Origin of the sequence: Dietzia sp. Die43 (genome assembly GCF_024519835.1) — a bacterium.
Lineage (GTDB): Bacteria > Actinomycetota > Actinomycetes > Mycobacteriales > Mycobacteriaceae > Dietzia > Dietzia kunjamensis.
Genome location: NZ_JALJRF010000014.1, coordinates 41,494 through 56,907, shown reverse-complemented (window position 1 = coordinate 56,907; position 15,414 = coordinate 41,494). Strand labels below are relative to the sequence as shown.

General features: G+C 70.8%; 14 protein-coding genes. 7 read left to right on the top strand and 7 right to left on the bottom strand.

Annotated features, from left to right (window positions below; translation table 11 throughout):
- Nucleotides 1–59: 59 nt before the first annotated feature.
- A complete protein-coding gene (locus NR111_RS12880) occupies nucleotides 60–836 on the top strand; it encodes an acetoacetate decarboxylase family protein (RefSeq protein ID WP_067718905.1) in 777 nt (258 codons plus the stop codon).
- Here NR111_RS12880 and NR111_RS12875 read toward each other — a convergent pair.
- Nucleotides 788–2,008, bottom strand: coding sequence for a glycosyltransferase 87 family protein (locus tag NR111_RS12875; protein ID WP_256821005.1), 1,221 nt, complete (start codon nucleotides 2,006–2,008; stop codon nucleotides 788–790). The two genes, NR111_RS12880 and NR111_RS12875, sit on opposite strands and share 49 nt — an antisense overlap.
- A gap of 76 nt (nucleotides 2,009–2,084) precedes the next feature.
- On the bottom strand, nucleotides 2,085–3,650 hold the full coding sequence (locus NR111_RS12870) for a SulP family inorganic anion transporter (RefSeq protein WP_374210729.1): 1,566 nt from the start codon (nucleotides 3,648–3,650) through the stop codon (nucleotides 2,085–2,087).
- Between the two features lie 132 nt (nucleotides 3,651–3,782).
- Here NR111_RS12870 and NR111_RS12865 point away from each other — a divergent pair, with 132 nt between their 5' ends.
- Nucleotides 3,783–4,181, top strand: a complete 399-nt coding sequence (locus NR111_RS12865) for a MerR family transcriptional regulator (RefSeq protein ID WP_256821004.1) — start codon at nucleotides 3,783–3,785, stop codon at nucleotides 4,179–4,181.
- Between the two features lie 61 nt (nucleotides 4,182–4,242).
- Here NR111_RS12865 and NR111_RS12860 read toward each other — a convergent pair whose 3' ends face one another.
- Together NR111_RS12860 and NR111_RS12855 are read right to left on the bottom strand one after the other, a co-directional pair.
- Nucleotides 4,243–5,940, bottom strand: a complete 1,698-nt coding sequence (locus NR111_RS12860; RefSeq protein WP_374210728.1) for a glycerol-3-phosphate dehydrogenase/oxidase — start codon at nucleotides 5,938–5,940, stop codon at nucleotides 4,243–4,245.
- Nucleotides 5,937–6,533 carry a TetR/AcrR family transcriptional regulator gene (locus tag NR111_RS12855; protein WP_256821003.1) on the bottom strand — a complete coding sequence of 199 codons (597 nt, stop codon included), beginning with the start codon at nucleotides 6,531–6,533 and terminating at the stop codon, nucleotides 5,937–5,939. The genes NR111_RS12860 and NR111_RS12855 overlap by 4 nt, the downstream gene beginning before the upstream one ends.
- Nucleotides 6,534–6,688: 155 nt before the next feature.
- Here NR111_RS12855 and NR111_RS12850 point away from each other — a divergent pair, with 155 nt between their 5' ends.
- From NR111_RS12850 to NR111_RS12835, 4 genes are all read left to right on the top strand, one after another.
- A complete protein-coding gene (locus NR111_RS12850; RefSeq protein ID WP_256821048.1) occupies nucleotides 6,689–8,290 on the top strand; it encodes an FAD-binding oxidoreductase in 1,602 nt (533 codons plus the stop codon).
- The gene (locus NR111_RS12845) at nucleotides 8,287–9,246 is read left to right on the top strand and encodes a diacylglycerol kinase (protein WP_256821002.1); all 960 of its coding nucleotides are present in this window, start codon (nucleotides 8,287–8,289) and stop codon (nucleotides 9,244–9,246) included. Before NR111_RS12850 ends, NR111_RS12845 begins: the two co-directional genes overlap by 4 nt.
- A 100-nt stretch (nucleotides 9,247–9,346) precedes the next feature.
- Nucleotides 9,347–9,955 carry a CAP domain-containing protein gene (locus NR111_RS12840; protein ID WP_235027765.1) on the top strand — a complete coding sequence of 203 codons (609 nt, stop codon included), beginning with the start codon at nucleotides 9,347–9,349 and terminating at the stop codon, nucleotides 9,953–9,955.
- Nucleotides 9,956–10,083: 128 nt separating this feature from the next.
- Nucleotides 10,084–11,817, top strand: coding sequence for a BCCT family transporter (locus tag NR111_RS12835; RefSeq protein WP_069388503.1), 1,734 nt, complete (start codon nucleotides 10,084–10,086; stop codon nucleotides 11,815–11,817).
- Here NR111_RS12835 and NR111_RS12830 read toward each other — a convergent pair.
- A complete protein-coding gene (locus tag NR111_RS12830; protein ID WP_256821001.1) occupies nucleotides 11,814–12,596 on the bottom strand; it encodes a pirin family protein in 783 nt (260 codons plus the stop codon). The two genes, NR111_RS12835 and NR111_RS12830, sit on opposite strands and share 4 nt — an antisense overlap.
- Before the next feature lie 236 nt (nucleotides 12,597–12,832).
- On the opposite strand from NR111_RS12830, the gene NR111_RS12825 reads away from it, so the two are divergent.
- The gene (locus tag NR111_RS12825; RefSeq protein ID WP_256821000.1) at nucleotides 12,833–12,958 is read left to right on the top strand and encodes a hypothetical protein; all 126 of its coding nucleotides are present in this window, start codon (nucleotides 12,833–12,835) and stop codon (nucleotides 12,956–12,958) included.
- Between the two features lie 32 nt (nucleotides 12,959–12,990).
- On the opposite strand, the gene NR111_RS12820 is transcribed toward NR111_RS12825, so the two are convergent.
- Nucleotides 12,991–14,037, bottom strand: a complete 1,047-nt coding sequence (locus NR111_RS12820) for a hemolysin family protein (RefSeq protein WP_256820999.1) — start codon at nucleotides 14,035–14,037, stop codon at nucleotides 12,991–12,993.
- Nucleotides 14,030–15,403, bottom strand: coding sequence for a hemolysin family protein (locus NR111_RS12815; RefSeq protein ID WP_256820998.1), 1,374 nt, complete (start codon nucleotides 15,401–15,403; stop codon nucleotides 14,030–14,032). Before NR111_RS12815 ends, NR111_RS12820 begins: the two co-directional genes overlap by 8 nt.
- Between the last annotated feature and the right edge of the window lie 11 nt (nucleotides 15,404–15,414).

Below are 15,414 nucleotides of genomic sequence, written 5' to 3'. Positions count from 1 at the left end.
CCCGATCGTTAGCCGCGCAAACTGATGATTCCGGCCCGAGCGCCCGCTACCGTCGCACCATGAGCTCTCCCACCTCCCGCGTCGTCGCCGGACGCGAGATCACCTTCCCGGTCCCCGTCGTGTCCGCCTCGGTCTCCGGCGCGGCGTTCCTCACCCGGGCAGCCGTCGTCCGCCGGCTCATCGCGGCCGGCCGTCAGTCCGCCGTTCTCGACGCTGCGGGCGCCGAGCCGGTGGCACTACCCGGCGGCCGGACCCCCGCGATCATGATCCACGTGCGGTACCACGACGTGCCCGGCAACGTCCTGGGTGCGTACCACGAGATGGGAGTGGCTTTCCAGCTCAAGGTGCCGGGCCACGGGACGCTGGTGCACATCCACGAACTGCCGGTGGACCAGGACTTCACCCTCGCGGCGGGCAACGAGCTGTGGGGCTTTCCCAAGTGGAAGGGCGACATGGTCGGCACCGCCGGCGGGGCGCTCGACGATGCCCGTCTCGGGGCGGTCGGGTCGGCGGGCGCGGGCGGGGTCGATCTCAGGCTGGATACCCGCGTCGGTGTCCCGATCCCCGGCAGCCAATCACTCGCGATGAACTGCGTGCAGGTCCTCGACGGTCAGCCGGTGCGGGTCACGGCCGAGGCCACCGCCCGGGGTGGGCGGATGCGTCCGCTGAGCGGCGCTCGCGTGACGATCGCGACGGGCGCGGATGACAGCGACGCCGATGTCGCGCGGTTCGCCGAGGCGGTACGCGAACTCGGGCTGGACCGCGCCCGCGCCCTCGCCACCTTCTCCTACGACAGGTTCGAGGCCGAGTTCCAGGCGCCCGAACGGATCGGCTGACGCCGCCCGGGGGCGCCGCCCAGAGCGGCGTCGCCCAGAGCGGCGTCGCCGAGCAGCATCGCGAACGCGGCGATTCCGCTCACACCCTGCGCGTTGCCGATGAGCCACTGCAGCACGTGGGCGGCTGGGTCGACCGCGGTGAGCGCGTAGGCGTAGTGCGTGCCGATCAGGTGGGTGAGGACCAGGACCGCCACCGCGATCCGGACCGGTCTGCGCCGGGCGGTCAGTAGTAGCGGGATGGCGATGACCACGCCGGACCAGTGGTGGGTCACCGCCACCGGAGAGGCGATGAAGACCCCGAGGGCGACCAGGAGTAGGGCGTCGACGGGCCGGCTGTCCCGGGTCAGTCGCCAGGCTCCCCAGGTGGCTGCCGCGGCGACGAGCAGGAAGAAGCCGTAGACGGGCGGGTCGAGGTGCTCGGCGGGGATCCGGGCCCGGGTCAGCAGGCCGCTCAGGGCCTGGTTGGGGACGAAGTGCCGTGTGCCGCCCCGTTCGGTGAGGAAGAACTCGGCGGTCCAGAAATGCCAGGACTCGGCCGGGCGGATGAGGTGCCCGAGGCCGATCGTGGCCGCGACTGTGCCAACCGCCCGTGCCAGGGACGCCCAGTCTCTACGGACGAGGAACAGAACGCCGAACGCGGCCGGGGTGATCTTGATGCCGGCGGCCAGGCCGAGCAAGACGCCGCGGGCGCGGCGGGGAGTGAAGCCCAGGACGTCGGCGGTGACCATGAGGAACAGGAAGATGTTGATCTGGCCGAAGCCGATGTTCGCGCGGACCGGCTCGAACAGCAGCGCCACGCCGGTCAGTGCCAGGGCCAGGGTTCGTGCGCCCTGAAGCTGGAGCCGGGACGCGGCCATGGCCAGGATCGCCCAGACCGCGACCACCGTGGCGGCGGTCCAGGCGAGCTGGGCGACAGTGGCTCCGAGTGGCGCCAGCGGCAGGAAGACGACGGCGCCGAACGGCGGGTAGATGAACCTGAAGCCCGAGCGGGTGGGAAAGCCCTCGGAGTACAGGTCCGCCCCGGCCAGCAGAGCCCGACCGGCATCCTGGAACACCTGGAGGTCCAGCATGAACTCGGTCGCGGCTCGCACCATGACCGCGGTGATCACGGCCGCGGTCAGGATCAGACCTGCCAGGCGCAGCGCGCTCCCCGGCTTCGGGAGGGTGTGCATCGGGTAGCGCTCCTTTGGGTCCGGAACGGGGTGCGGTCGACCAGGATACGGTCTGGTCAGGCCGGGTCGGGTCAGGTCAGTGCCCCTCACCGAGATTGCCGGAGAGCTTCTCCAGTCGCTCCTGGCTGGCCCCGTCGAGGCCGATGATCTCGACCGTCTTGCCCTTGGCCGCGTACTTGTGGCTGATCGCATCGAGGGTGGCCACGGTGGAGGCGTCCCAGATGTCGGCCTCGGTCAGGTCGATGACAACGTGCTGGGGATCGCCCGAGTAGTCGAACTGGTAGACCAGATCGTTGCTGGAGGCCCAGAACAGTTCCCCGCGGACCCGGTAGGTACGGATGTCGATGGTGCCGTCGTGATTCACGTCGAGCTCCGAGACCTTCTCCAGGCTCGTCATGTGCGCGACGCGTCGGGCGAACATGACCATCGCGGTGAGGACGCCGAGGACGACGCCGATGGCCAGGTTGTGGGTGATCACGGTGGCGGCCACGGTGACGACCATGACGAGCGTCTCGCTGAGCGGCATCAGGCGCAGGGTGCAGGGATGGATGGAGTGCCAGTCCAGGGTGGCCACGGAGACCATGATCATCACCGCGACGAGAGCGGCCATGGGGATCAGGCCCACGATGTCGCCCAGTGCCACGACGAGGATGAGCAGGAAGATCCCGGCCAGGAGGGTCGACAGCCGGGTGCGGGCGCCCGACTGCTTGACGTTGATCATCGTCTGGCCGATCATCGCGCAGCCGCCCATGCCGCCGAAGAAGCTGGTGACGATGTTGGCCACGCCCTGGCCCCAGCCCTCGCGGGTCTTGTCGGTGCGCACCTCGGTGATGTCGTCGACCAGCTTGGCGGTCATCAGGGACTCCATGAGCCCGACCAGGGCCATCGCGAGGGCATAGGGGGCGATGATCCGGAGCGTCTCCATGGTCCACGGCACGTCGGGGAAGAACAGCGACGGCAGCGAGTCGGGCAGTTCGCCCTGGTCGTGCACGTTGGGCATGGTCCAGCCGAACAGCACCACGACTGCGGTGATCGCCACGATCGCGATCAGCGGTGCGGGAAGCGCGGCCGAGAGCCTCGGGAAGAAGACCATGATGAGGAGGCCGACGGCGACCATCGGGTAGACCAGCCACGGCACCCCGAGCAGGTGCGGGATCTGCGCGGTGAAGATGAGGATCGCCAGGGCGTTGACGAACCCGACCATCACGCTGCGGGGGATGAAGCGCATGAGTCGGCCCACGCCGATGAGGCTGAGGACCACCTGGATGATGCCGGCCAGCAGAACGGTCGCGACCAGATAGTCCATCCCGTAGTCACGCGCGACGGGAGCGATGACCAGGGCGATCGCGCCGGTGGCGGCGGAGATCATCGCCGGCCGACCGCCGGTGAAGGCGATCGTCACGGCCATCGTGAACGAGGCGAACAGCCCCACCCGCGGGTCGACCCCGGCGAGGATGGAGAACGAGATGGCCTCGGGGATCAGCGCCAGGGCGACGACCAGCCCGGCCAGCACCTCGGTGCGCAGTCGCCGGGCCGAGGAGAAGGCGTACTTCAGCGAGGCGAGGACACCGACGGGCGCCAGACCGTCATCGGCGACGCCGGGAGCGGGAGAGGCCGCGGGCGTGGTCGCGGGAGCTGTCACGGAGAACTTTCCTCACCATGTAGGGGCATGACAGACTCTCCCGTAGCGGGAGATTCTGAATGTACCGTAGCGGTAGAGTTGGTCGAGCGCGAACCCGAGCCGATGAGTGTGAACAAGCCCACGAGGAGAACGATGTCGGACGACGCGGTGCGCAAGATCGGCGAGGTCGCCGAGATCACCGGCCTGTCGATCCGCACCCTCCGCCACTACGACGAACTCGGCCTGGTGGCGCCCTCCGGTCACACCGCCGGCGGTTTCCGGCTCTACACCGATGCGGATGTCCAGCGACTGCTCCTGGTGCGGCGGATGAAGCCCCTGGGGTTCTCGTTGGAACGCATGAGGCAGTTCCTTCGGGCGACGGACGTCCTCTCGGCGGGCCGCGGCTCGGGTTCGGTGGAGCTCGACGACTGGCACGCGGCCCGGACGACGGTCGAGGAGATCCGCTCGGAGGCGGAGGCCCGCTATCGCGACCTGCAGACCCAGCTCGACTACGGCACGGAGTTTCTGCAGCTGGTCCGGAGATTCGACTAGGGCCTCCCGGCGCCCGTCGGCTCCAGTTGGGTCGCGACAGGCGCGGAAGGCGTACCGGCAGTCAGTCCGCGGCGGCCCGTCCCGCGGCGAGGGCCTGACGGGCGACCGGCTCGGCGGCGGCCCGATCGGTGGCCACCAGCCCGATGCGGCTGCGACGGTCGAGGACGTCGTCGACGGTCAGCGCCCCCTCGTGGGTGACCGCGTAGGAGAACTCGGCGCGGGTGACGTCGAGGCCCTCGGCCACCGCCTCCAGCGGCCGGTCCAGCAGGCTGGCCGCCACCACGGTGCCGGCCTCCTGGCCGTAGCGCGCGACCAGGGAGGCGGGGAGGAGTCCGGCGGAGGTGGCCGCCACCGCGGCCACGGGATGCCCCGGCGCCCCGACGAGCGGGAGGTCGGCGGTCCGGCACGGACCGGCGGGGAGTCCTGCACGCCCCGCGACGAGGTCGACCACCTGCTCGGCCATGAGCCGGTACTCCGTGAGCTTGCCGCCGGTGATCGTGACGAGGCCGTTGTCCGAGGTGAGCAGGGCGTGATCGCGGGAGAGGTCGGCCGTGTCGCCGTCGCCGGAATCGACCAGGGGGCGCAGGCCCGCGAAGGTGCCCAGCACATCGTCGCGGGTCAGCCGCACCTCGAGCGCCCGGTTGACGACATCCAGCAGGAAGTCGATCTCCGCCTCGGTCGACTCCGGCACGTCCGGCACCGGGCCGGGGGCGTCGACGTCGGTCAAGCCCACGTGCAGTCGCCCGAACTCGGCCGGGATGGCAAAGCAGAAGCGGTTGGTCTCACCCGGCACCGGCACGGTGAGGGCGCCGACGGGATGGCCCAACGCGGCCGCGTCGAGGACCAGGTGGGTGCCACGCGAGGGACGCACGCGCACGCCGGGAGTGGTCTGGCCGGCCCACACGCCGGTCGCCGACACGACGGCCCGCGCGGAGAGGGTGAACTCGTCGTCGCTGTCGTCGTCGCTCCGCGCCGCGCCACCGACCCCCGCGCCGCCGACCCCCGCGCCGCCCACGACAGCGCCGCCCGCGCCGAGCTCGTCGCGGACGGTGACCCGCGTGCCGCTCGCCTCCAGCACCCGCGCCCGCGTGATGACGCGGGCCCCGTGCCCGGCCGCCGTGCGCGCGACGGCGGTGACCAGGCGGGCGTCGTCGACGAGCTGACAGTCCCAGTTGAGGTGGCCGAACCGCAGGCCGTCGCGGCGCACGCCCGGGACGTACTCGGCGACCCGGCGCGGGCCCAGCACACGCGCGCCCGGCAGGCGGTCGGCGCGCGTCCCGGCGAGACGGGAGAGCACGGTACCGGCGACGAACCCGAGGCCCGGCAGCACGGCCCCCACCGGCTGGGTGTCGCGGTAGACGGGCACAACCTGCGCGAGCGGGCGCACGAGGTGGGGGGCGGTGCGCTCGAGCATGATGCCACGCTCGACGGCCGAGCGGCGCGCGATCGCGACGTTGCCGGTCGCCAGATAGCGCAGCCCGCCGTGGGCGAGCTTGGAGGACCATCGGCTGGTACCGAACGCCAGGTCGTGGGCCTCCAGCAATACGGTCTCGAGTCCGCGAGAGGCGGCGTCGAGCGCGATCCCCGCGCCCGTGATGCCGCCGCCGATCACGATGAGGTCCACGGGAGTGGAGCGGCCGCGCAGCTCGGCGAGCTCGCGCGCGCGTCGACCGGCGGACAGCGCGGTGGACGGGGCCCTCGCATCGGTGGGCCCGGGGCGCGCGGTGGGCCCGTGGTCCGCTTTCGCGTGCCCGGTCACAGGCCCAGGTACCCGGTCACGAGCAGGTGGAGCTCGGCGCGCCACGAGTCCGCGTCGAGCGGCGGGTCGGCCAGTGGAGCGGACAGCACGGCGCCCTGGACCGCGAGGTAGAGCATGGTGGCCATGCGGTCGGGGTCGCGGCCGGCGAGGCGGGCGTCGGCCGCGATGGCGCGGGCGAGGACGTCGCGGAGGAACTCGATGAGTCGGTGCTGGGACGTGCCGAGCCGGCGGAACACGTACTCGGCGAGCATGCCGCTCTCGTGTCGCCGCAGCGCGTCGAGCAGGGGGTCGGTGCGCACCTCGTCGGCCATCGCGCACAGCAGGCGGGCCAACTCGCCGGCATCGTGGACCGCGCCCTCCAGCAGGTCCGGGCCGACGCGCTCGACCACGCCGGTGAGTTCGCGGGTGAGGAGGTCGGCGACCAGTGCCCTGACGTCGGGCCAGTGCCGGTAGAGGGTGGTGCGTCCGACGCCGGATCGGCGCGAGACCTCGACCATCGTGGTGCGGCTGGGGCCGATCTCGAGGATCGCGGCCCGGGCGGCGGTGAGCGCGCGGTCCCGCGTGGTGTGGCGCGAAGGGGAGGAAACGGTCACCGGGCCTCCTTCGCGGCGGGTCCCGCGGGGCGCGGATCGGTGCCGGGTCACCCGACGAAAACCCGTGAGCGGAACAGATCGTGCTCTAGTGTCCCAGTATGAGCGACGTGAACCCCGCTGACAAGCACCGATCCGGCCGCCTGCCGCTACCGCCGATGGACCTGCCCCGGTGGGGGACGGCCGCCGAGGCCACGGAGCTGAGCGAGAGCATCCGCGCCCTGCTGCGCGACGTGCTCGGCGTGACCGCGGAGACCGGGCGGACGTTCGACCCGGCCGCGGTGACCGCCTCGCCCTCGCGACTCACCGACGTCGATCTCGCCGCACTGGCCGACATCGTGGGCCCCGGCGACGTCTCGGTCGACGACGCGCAGCGCCTTCCGCGCGCCCGCGGCAAGTCGACGCCCGACCTGTTGGCGTGGCGGACGAGGCCGGCCGTGGACTGCCCCGATGCGGTGGTGGCCCCGGGGGACGACGACGAGGTGGCCGCCCTCCTGGACTGGTGCACCTCCGAGAAGGTCGCGGTCGTCCCCTTCGGCGGCGGCACCTCCGTCGTCGGCGGCCTGGACCCGGACACCGGGACGAACAGGGCCGTGCTGAGCGTCGACCTGGCCCATTTCGACGGTCTCGAGTCGATCGACCCCGAGTCGGGGGAGGCGGTCCTCGGGGCGGGCGTCACGGGTCCGCGGGCCGAGGAACTGCTGGCTGAGCACGGTTTCTCGCTCGGGCACTTCCCGCAGTCCTTCCCCTACGCCACGCTGGGCGGCTACGCCATGACCCGGTCCTCGGGACAGAGCTCCGCCGGGTACGGGCGCTTCGACGAGATGGTCAGCGGGCTGACGGTGGTCACCCCGGTCGGCGTGATCGAGGCGGGCCGGGCCCCGGCGTCGGCCGCGGGCCCGGACCTGCGGCAGTGGCTCCTGGGATCGGAGGGTGCGTTCGGCGTGTGCACCCGGGTGCGCGTGCGGATCCATCCGGTGCCGGAGGTGGTGCGGCACGAGGCGTTCCGCTTTCCCGACTTCGCCACCGGCGCCGCGGCGCTGCGCGCGGTCGAACAGCAGGGGACGGGCCCGACGGTCATCCGTCTGTCCGACGAGACAGAGACGATGGTGAACCTCGCGACCGCGACCGACTCGATCGGCGAGCAGACCGGGGATGTCGAGGACAGGGCCGGGGGTTGCCTGTGTCTCTGCCTGTTCGAGGGCACGGCCGCCCATGCCGGGTCCCGGCACGCGGAGACGCGGGAGGTCCTGATCACCCACGGCGGCACCTCACTGGGCCCGGGGCCCGCGCAGTCGTGGGAACACGGCCGCTTCGGGGCCCCGGTCCTGCGCGATGCGCTGCTGGACAACGGCGCGCTGGTGGAGACCCTGGAGACCGCCACCGACTGGTCCCGCCTGCCGGCACTGCGGGCCGCGGTCACGGAGGCGCTGACCGGGTCGCTCGAGGCCTTCGGAACGCCGGCGCTGGTCATGTGCCACATCAGCCACGTCTACCCGACGGGTGCGTCCCTCTACTTCACCGTGGTGGCTGCCCAGCGCGGGCCGGACCCCGTCGCCCAGTGGCTCGATGCCAAGCGGGCGGCCTCCGAGGCGATCGTGGCGGCCGGCGGCACGATCACCCACCACCACGCGGTCGGGGTGGACCACCGCCCGTATCTGGAGTCGGAGATCGGCGAGGTCGGACTGCGGATGCTGCGCGCGGTGAAGAGCGCCGTCGACCCCCACGGCGTGTGCAACCCGGGCACACTCATCCCATGAGCGCGCAGCTGTCCGACCGCCGGATCGGGGCGGTCACGCTGCTGGTCAACCCCGCCGCGGGCGGGGGACGCGGAGAGAAGGTGGCGGGCCGGGCCGCCGACCGGCTGCGCGCGCACGGTCTCGAGGTCACCCGGCTAGCCGGAGGCGGGGCGACCGAGTCCCTCGCGCTGGCGCGGCGGGCGGTGGCCGACGGGACCGACGCGCTCGTGGTGTGCGGTGGAGACGGGATGGTCTCGATCGCCGTGCAGGCGCAGGCCTTCACCGATGTGCCCGTGGGCATCATCCCGGCGGGCACCGGCAACGACCTGGCCCGCGAATACGGCATCCCCCTGGGCGATCCCGAGGCCGCCGCGGACGTCGTCGCCGACGGCCGGGTCGAGACCGTTGACCTCGGCCGGGCCACCCCGGACGGCGGGGAACCAACGGTGTTCGCCTCGGTGCTGTGCGCCGGGTTGGACTCGAAGGTCAACCGGCGGGTCAACGAGATGGGACTCCTCCGCGGGCCCCTGCGCTACGTCCTCGCCTCGATCATCGAGTTCCCGACCTACCGTCCCCGGCGCTTCCGGATGGTCTTCGACGCCGGGCTGCCGAGCGAGGACACCGTCGAGACCGAGGTCCTGCTCAGCGCGTTCGCGATCACCCGCAGCTACGGCGGGGACATGAAGATCGCACCCGACGCCGACCGGAGCGACGGGTTGTTCGACGTCTGCTACGTCGGGAAGATCTCCAAACTCCGCTTCATGCGGCACTTCCCCTCGATCTACTCCGGTGCCCACGTGGGTCTGCGCGGCGTGTCGACGAGGCGGTGCCGGACGGTCCGACTCGAGGCCGCGGACGTCGAGGCCTTCGCCGACGGGGACGCCATCGCGCCCCTTCCGGTGACCGTCGAGGTGCTCCCCGGAGCGGGTCGGTTCCTCGTACCCCGTGAGCCACTCCAGCCACACCAGCATCGCTGATATCTGCTGGTCACAGCATTGACGCCGTCCCGCGCCCGTCCTGTTACCTCATCGGCCAATTGGTTCGCTTCAGGCGCACCGAGGCGGCATGATCATCACCATGCGCACCAGTCTCATCGCGTCACTCGCGACGATCGCCGTCACCGCCGCCACCCTTGTGGGTGGGGCCGCGACCGCCTCTGCCCAGACGGCTGACCGGACACTGCCGTCCTTCATCCCGCAGCACCTGATCCCCGCCCATCTGGTGCCCCAGGTGGACGGGCTCGTCTCCCAGGTGCGCGCCGCGTTGCCCCCCGAGGTGTGGGCGGCGGTCGGCTCCAGCGAGATGGCCTACCGGGACGTCGCCGGCATGGCGGTGACCGGGGGTCTGCGCGAGGGCATCGTCCGCGAGATCGACTCGTACCGCGTCGGCCGCGCACTCGGGACGCTGGCGCCGAACCCGGAACTCGACCGTGAGGCCCAGGCCTGGGCCGACCGTCTCGCCGCCCGCGACGAGGTGGTCCACAACACCGCCCTGATCGGCCGTGGCTACGGGGAGAACATCGTCGCCGCCGGGACCCACTGCGGCGCGACCTGCCTCGTCGACCTGTGGAAGAACTCGCCCGGCCACAACGAGAACCTCCTCGATCCCGGTTACCGGTCCGCCGGGATGGGAATCGCCTATTCGAGCGGCGGGAAGGTATTCGTGGTACACAACTTCGCGTACTAGAAGCAGGACCACAAGTAGAAGCCCGACCACTAGTAGAAGCCCGACCACTAATAGAAGCAGCACTCTGACTGAACCACTCGATCCGGCGGCACCGGCGCCCGGGTAGAGCCGAGACGACGGGGGAGACCATGTCCGAACGGATACTGAGAGCACTGAGGCTCAAGACCGATCCGGGGGTGTTCTTCACGACTGTCGGGGTCATCCTGCTCTTCGTCGTGGTGACGTTCTTCGCCGGCGAATGGGTGGGCAGCGTATTCGGCACCGCGTCCGGCTGGATCATGACCAACCTCGGTTGGTTCTACATCTTCGGTGTCACCGCGTTCCTCGGCTTCCTCATCTGGATCGCGCTCAGCCGGTTCGGTCACGTCCGCCTGGGCGGGGACGACGAGCTGCCCGAGCACTCCACACTCACCTGGTTCGGCATGCTGTTCGCGGCCGGGATCGGCACCATCCTCATGTTCTGGGGCGTGGCGGAGCCCATCTCGCACTTCGCGACCCCGCCGCGCGGGGGTGTCGAACCCGGCAGCCGGGAGGCCGCCACCGAGGCGATGGCGTTCACGCTGTACCACTTCGGCCTGCACACCTGGACGATCTTCGCGCTGCCCGCCCTGGCGTTCGCCTACTTCATCTACAAGCGCAAGATGCCGCCGCGGGTGAGCTCGATCTTCGCGCCGCTGCTGGGCGACAAGATCTTCGGCCCGCTCGGCAAGACGATCGACATCGTGGCGCTCGTCGGCACCGTGTTCGGTGTGGCGACGTCGGTCGGCCTGGGCACGCTGCAGATCAACGCCGGCCTGGACGAGCTGTTCGGCATCGCCATGTCCCCGGTCGTCCAGGTCCTCGTCATCGTCGTGGTCACCACCATCGCGTGCATCTCCGTGGCCCTGGGCCTGGAGAAGGGCATCAAGCGGCTGTCCAACCTCAATATCGCGGTCGCGGTCGCGCTGCTGATCTTCGTCGTGGCGACCGGGCCCACCCTCTTCCTGCTCAAGGGCACCGTCGAGTCGCTGGGGATCTACCTGTCGACCCTGCCGGAGCTGGCGCTGTGGAACAACGTCTTTCCTGCCAACGACGACCTGGCCTCGTGGCAGAACACGTGGACCGTCTTCTACTGGGCGTGGACCATCACGTGGTCGCCGTTCGTGGGCATCTTCATCGCCCGGATCAGCCGCGGCCGCACGATCCGCCAGTTCGTCTTCGGCGTCCTCGCCCTGCCGGTGGGCTTCTCGGTGTTGTGGTTCGGCATCTTCGGCATGGCCTCGTTCCACATCGAACTCTTCGGTTCCGGCGGCCTCACCGAGGCGGTGGTCGACGACGGCGACATCCCGGGCGCGCTGTTCGCGTTCCTGTCGAACTACCCGCTGGCCACGCTGCTCTCCGGTATCGCGGTGCTGCTCGTCGTCGTCTTCTTCACCACGTCCGTCGACTCGGCGTCGATGGTCGTCGACATGATGGCCTCCGGCAAGGACGACGACTTCGAGCCCTCGCCGACCCATCAGCGCGTCATCTGGGGCGTGCTCATGGGCGCGGTCGCGGCGACCCTGCTGGCCGGCACGGGCGAGGGTGGACTGACCGCGCTTCAGGAGGTCATCACCGTCATCGGCCTGCCGTTCTTCATCATGGGTTTCGTCATGATGTACAGCCTGGTGCGCGGGATCAGCAATGACATGGGGGAGAGGCCGCCCACGATCACCCGCCAGTGGCGCCGTGCCTACTCGGCCGAGGAGCTCGAGAAGCACGAGGAGGCGCCCTCGCCCGAGCCGGTGCACCCGCTGTACCACATCCCGGGGGACGGGGAGCAGGACGACGGTGCCCCCCTGTCGGCCGGCGACGACAAGGGGACGGCAACCGAGAAGGACTAGTGGCCGCGGACGTCGAGCATCGTCATGCCCGCGTGCATCTCCCACGCGAGGATCTCGGCGCCGTGGTCGCCGGCGGTGACACGCCGCCCCCCGGCGGCGGTCATCCGCGCGGCGTCGCCGGTGTCCAGCAGGCCCTCGCCCTCCAGCGTCACCGAGCCCAGGGGCACGTAGAGGTGGACGTAGGGCGCGTCGGGGAGCTGGACGGACCGGCCCGGTGCCAGCCGCGCGGCGTGCAGCGCGGACGAGCGGTCGCGGATCCGGATGGCGGCGCGGTCGGCGTGGGTGGGTAGCCCTCCGGCGACGACGACGAGCTGGTTCTCCAGCTCCGCCGGTTCGATCTCCAGCTGTTCGTAGCCGGGATCCCCACCGGAGGAGTCCGGGACGACCCACATCTGGACGAGGTGGACCGGGTCGGCGGGGGCGGCCTCGGGGCGGACCGGGCCGTCGCGCCAGCCGTCGTTGCGTTCGGAGTGCAGGATCCCCGAGCCGGCGCTCATCCGCTGCGCGAGTCCGGGGTAGATGATCCCGCTGTGTCCCTCGGAGTCCTGGTGCACGAGCGAGCCGGACAGGACCCACGTGACGATCTCCATGTCCCGGTGGCCGTGCGTGTCGAAGCCGGAGCCGGCGGCGATGCGGTCGTCGTTGTTCACCAGCAGGCGGCCGAAGTGCGTGTTCATCGGGTCCTGGTAGTTGCCGAACGAGAACGAGTGGCGGGAGTCCAACCACCCGCCGGCGTCGTGTGAGCGCGACCGGGACCGGTGGATACGGATATCGGACATGGGCTCTGCACCCCCTCTCCAGCGGTGGATGACGCATCAACTATAGCACCGGCCGGTGACGGGATGGCGCTCTCGCGCGTTCGGTGGCGGCGATAGAGGGGGCACTTTAGGGTTCGAAACGACTGTTCGGGCGATCGTTCAGAACGCCCGTCCAGAAAGTTTGTTTATCTGTCAGCGGCCCGCCGCAGACGAGCGTAGAGTGACGGGTGTCACACCGACTAGCAGGAGGTTCCACGATGTTGCAGAACGCGCTGGCCACCACGGTGCGGGTGGGCGTGGCCACATACAGCGGGGTGGCGCAGATCGTCGTGGACAACACCCTCGGTCGGGTGCTCGACACCAACCCCGACAAGGTCCGGTAGGTCGTCGGGGCCCTTTCTACTGCTCGGGCGCCCTACTGCTCGGCTCCGGGCGTCGCATCCCTGACCTCGCCGACGAGTTCGGCGAGGACGTCCTCCAGGACCAGCAGCCCACGCGGGTCGGGTTCGCCGGGTTCGCGATCGTCGACGACCGCGAGGTGGGCCCGCGCCCGCTGCATCGCCTCCAGGACGTCGTCGAGGGGGGTCTCCGCGGGCACGATCCCCAGTTCGCGGATCCGATCCCGGCGCAGAGGCTGGGACAGGTCGTCGCCGAGGGTGTCCTTGACGTGGACGTAGCCGACGTACGCGCCGCCGCGGCGCACGGGGAACCGCGAGTGCCCCGTCCGCACGCACAGTTGCTGCACGTCACCGGTGGACCAGTCCTCCTCGATCGAGTCCACCTCCGCGATCGGCCGGAGGACATCGGCGGCGGTGATGTGATCGAACTCGAGCGCGCCCTCGAGCAGCAGCGTCTCGTCCTCGTCGAGGAGGCCGGAGTCCTCGGCCGCGGCGACCATCCCGTGCATCTGGTCCACCGTGAAAGTGGTCTCCACCTCGGAACGCGGTTCCACCCGCAGTACGTACCTCACCACCGCGTCCGCGGACTTGTTCATCAGCCAGATCGCGGGCAGGAACACCAGCACGAAGACCCGCAGGACCGGGCCGAGCAGGAGGGCCGCGGCCGCGGGCCGGGCGATCGCCATGTTCTTGGGCACCATCTCGCCGAGCACCATGTGCAGGAATGTGACGATGAGCAGGGAGATCACCAGAGCGATCGGGTGGGCGAACCCGGTGGACACGCCCAACCAGCCCAGCGGCTGCTCGATGAGATGGGCGATGGCGGGTTCGCCGACCGCGCCGATGAGCAGCGAGCAGGCCGTGATGCCGAGCTGCGTGGCCGCCAGCGAGAGCGACACGTTCTCCATGCCGCGCAGCGACCACAGTGCGCGCGTGCTGCCCTCGGCCGCGTGCGGCTCCAGGTTGTCGCGCCGCGCGGAGACCATCGCGAACTCCGCGGCGACGAAGAACCCGTTGCCCAGCAGGAGGGCCACCAGGACCAGCAATGCCACGCCGTCACTCATCCGGGTCCACCGCCTCGGGCTCGTCCCGCAGGACGGTGGCGCGCACCTGCTCGGCCCGGTGCGCGCGCAGTGATTCCACCCGCAGGCGCACACGCGCCCGCGTCGGCAGGTCGTCGTCGTCGCGGTTCTCGTGGTCGTGCGCGTCCAACTCGGTCTCGTCGCCGACCCGGGGGAGTCGGTCCACCGCCTCGGACAGGAGCCCGGACAGGGTGGACACCGTCTCCACCGGCGGGATCTCCAGTCGCAGGATGGCGCCCAGTTCGTCGGGCCGCATCATCCCGCCCACGAGCACGGTGTCGTCGTCGACCCACTCGTGGGTGCGCGACGCACGGTCCTGCTCGTCATCGATCTCGCCGACGATCTCCTCCACCAGGTCCTCCAGGGTGACGATCCCCGCGGTCCCGCCGAACTCGTCCACCACCACGGCCATCTGCAGATCGGTCTGACGGAGCAGCCGCATGAGCGGGTCGAGCGTCATCACCTCCGACACCACGGTCGCCTCGGTGGCGATCTCCCGCACCGGCGTCCGGGCGCGCTCGTCGACAGGCACGGCCAACGCCTGCCGGTAGTGGACGACGCCCACCACCTCGTCGACGGTCGCGCCGAGGACGGGGAACCGCGACCGGCCCGTCGCGGCCACCGTGTCGAGCAGGTCCTGCGCGGTGTGGTCACGCAGGAACGTCACCAGCGGACGGGGCACCATCACGTCCGCCGCGCGGTGTTCCCCGAACGAGATCGAGCGGATCACCAGCTCGGCCGTGTGCGGGTCCATCGCGCCCTGACGGCCCGACCGCGCGGCCGACGCTCGCAGCTCCTCGGGTGACCGTGCCTCGCCGGGTTCCTCCTGCGGGGTGAACCCGAGCAGTCGCAGGACGACGTTGGCGGTGGTGTTGAGGCCCGTGACCAGCCAGCCGAACACCGCCATGAAGATCCGCTGGGGGATCACGACCAGCCGCGCGACCCGCATCGGAGCGGCGATGGCCCAGTTCTTGGGGACCAGTTCGCCGAAGACCATCTGGAGGAAGGTGACGACGACGAAGGCCACCGTCATCGCGATGCCGCGGGCCGCCGGCTCGGACATCCCCGACACGCCGAGGGCGCCGGTGATCAGCTCCCCCACGGAGGGACCGGTGAGGTATCCCGCCAGGAGGCTGCTGACCGTGATGCCCAGCTGGGCCCCCGACAGGTTCGTCGAGGTCCTGGCCAGGGACCCGTCGAGGGTCGTGGCGATGCGATCGCCCTCCGAGCCGGCCGCACGCACGTCGTCCCGGTTGACGGTGAGGAACCCGAACTCGACGGCCACGAACAAGGCGTTGGCACTGATGAGCAGTATCAACGCCAGCGTGAGCGTCAGGGCGATGGCCACGTCAGGCCCGG

Coding starts and splice junctions, on each gene's coding strand:
- NR111_RS12880 (WP_067718905.1), top strand. CDS start 60: ATGAGCTCTCCCACCTCCCGCGTCGTCGCCGGACGCGAGATCACCTTC.
- NR111_RS12875 (WP_256821005.1), bottom strand. CDS start 2,008: ATGCACACCCTCCCGAAGCCGGGGAGCGCGCTGCGCCTGGCAGGTCTG.
- NR111_RS12865 (WP_256821004.1), top strand. CDS start 3,783: ATGTCGGACGACGCGGTGCGCAAGATCGGCGAGGTCGCCGAGATCACC.
- NR111_RS12850 (WP_256821048.1), top strand. CDS start 6,689: ATGGACCTGCCCCGGTGGGGGACGGCCGCCGAGGCCACGGAGCTGAGC.
- NR111_RS12845 (WP_256821002.1), top strand. CDS start 8,287: ATGAGCGCGCAGCTGTCCGACCGCCGGATCGGGGCGGTCACGCTGCTG.
- NR111_RS12840 (WP_235027765.1), top strand. CDS start 9,347: ATGCGCACCAGTCTCATCGCGTCACTCGCGACGATCGCCGTCACCGCC.
- NR111_RS12835 (WP_069388503.1), top strand. CDS start 10,084: ATGTCCGAACGGATACTGAGAGCACTGAGGCTCAAGACCGATCCGGGG.
- NR111_RS12830 (WP_256821001.1), bottom strand. CDS start 12,596: ATGTCCGATATCCGTATCCACCGGTCCCGGTCGCGCTCACACGACGCC.
- NR111_RS12825 (WP_256821000.1), top strand. CDS start 12,833: ATGTTGCAGAACGCGCTGGCCACCACGGTGCGGGTGGGCGTGGCCACA.
- NR111_RS12820 (WP_256820999.1), bottom strand. CDS start 14,037: ATGAGTGACGGCGTGGCATTGCTGGTCCTGGTGGCCCTCCTGCTGGGC.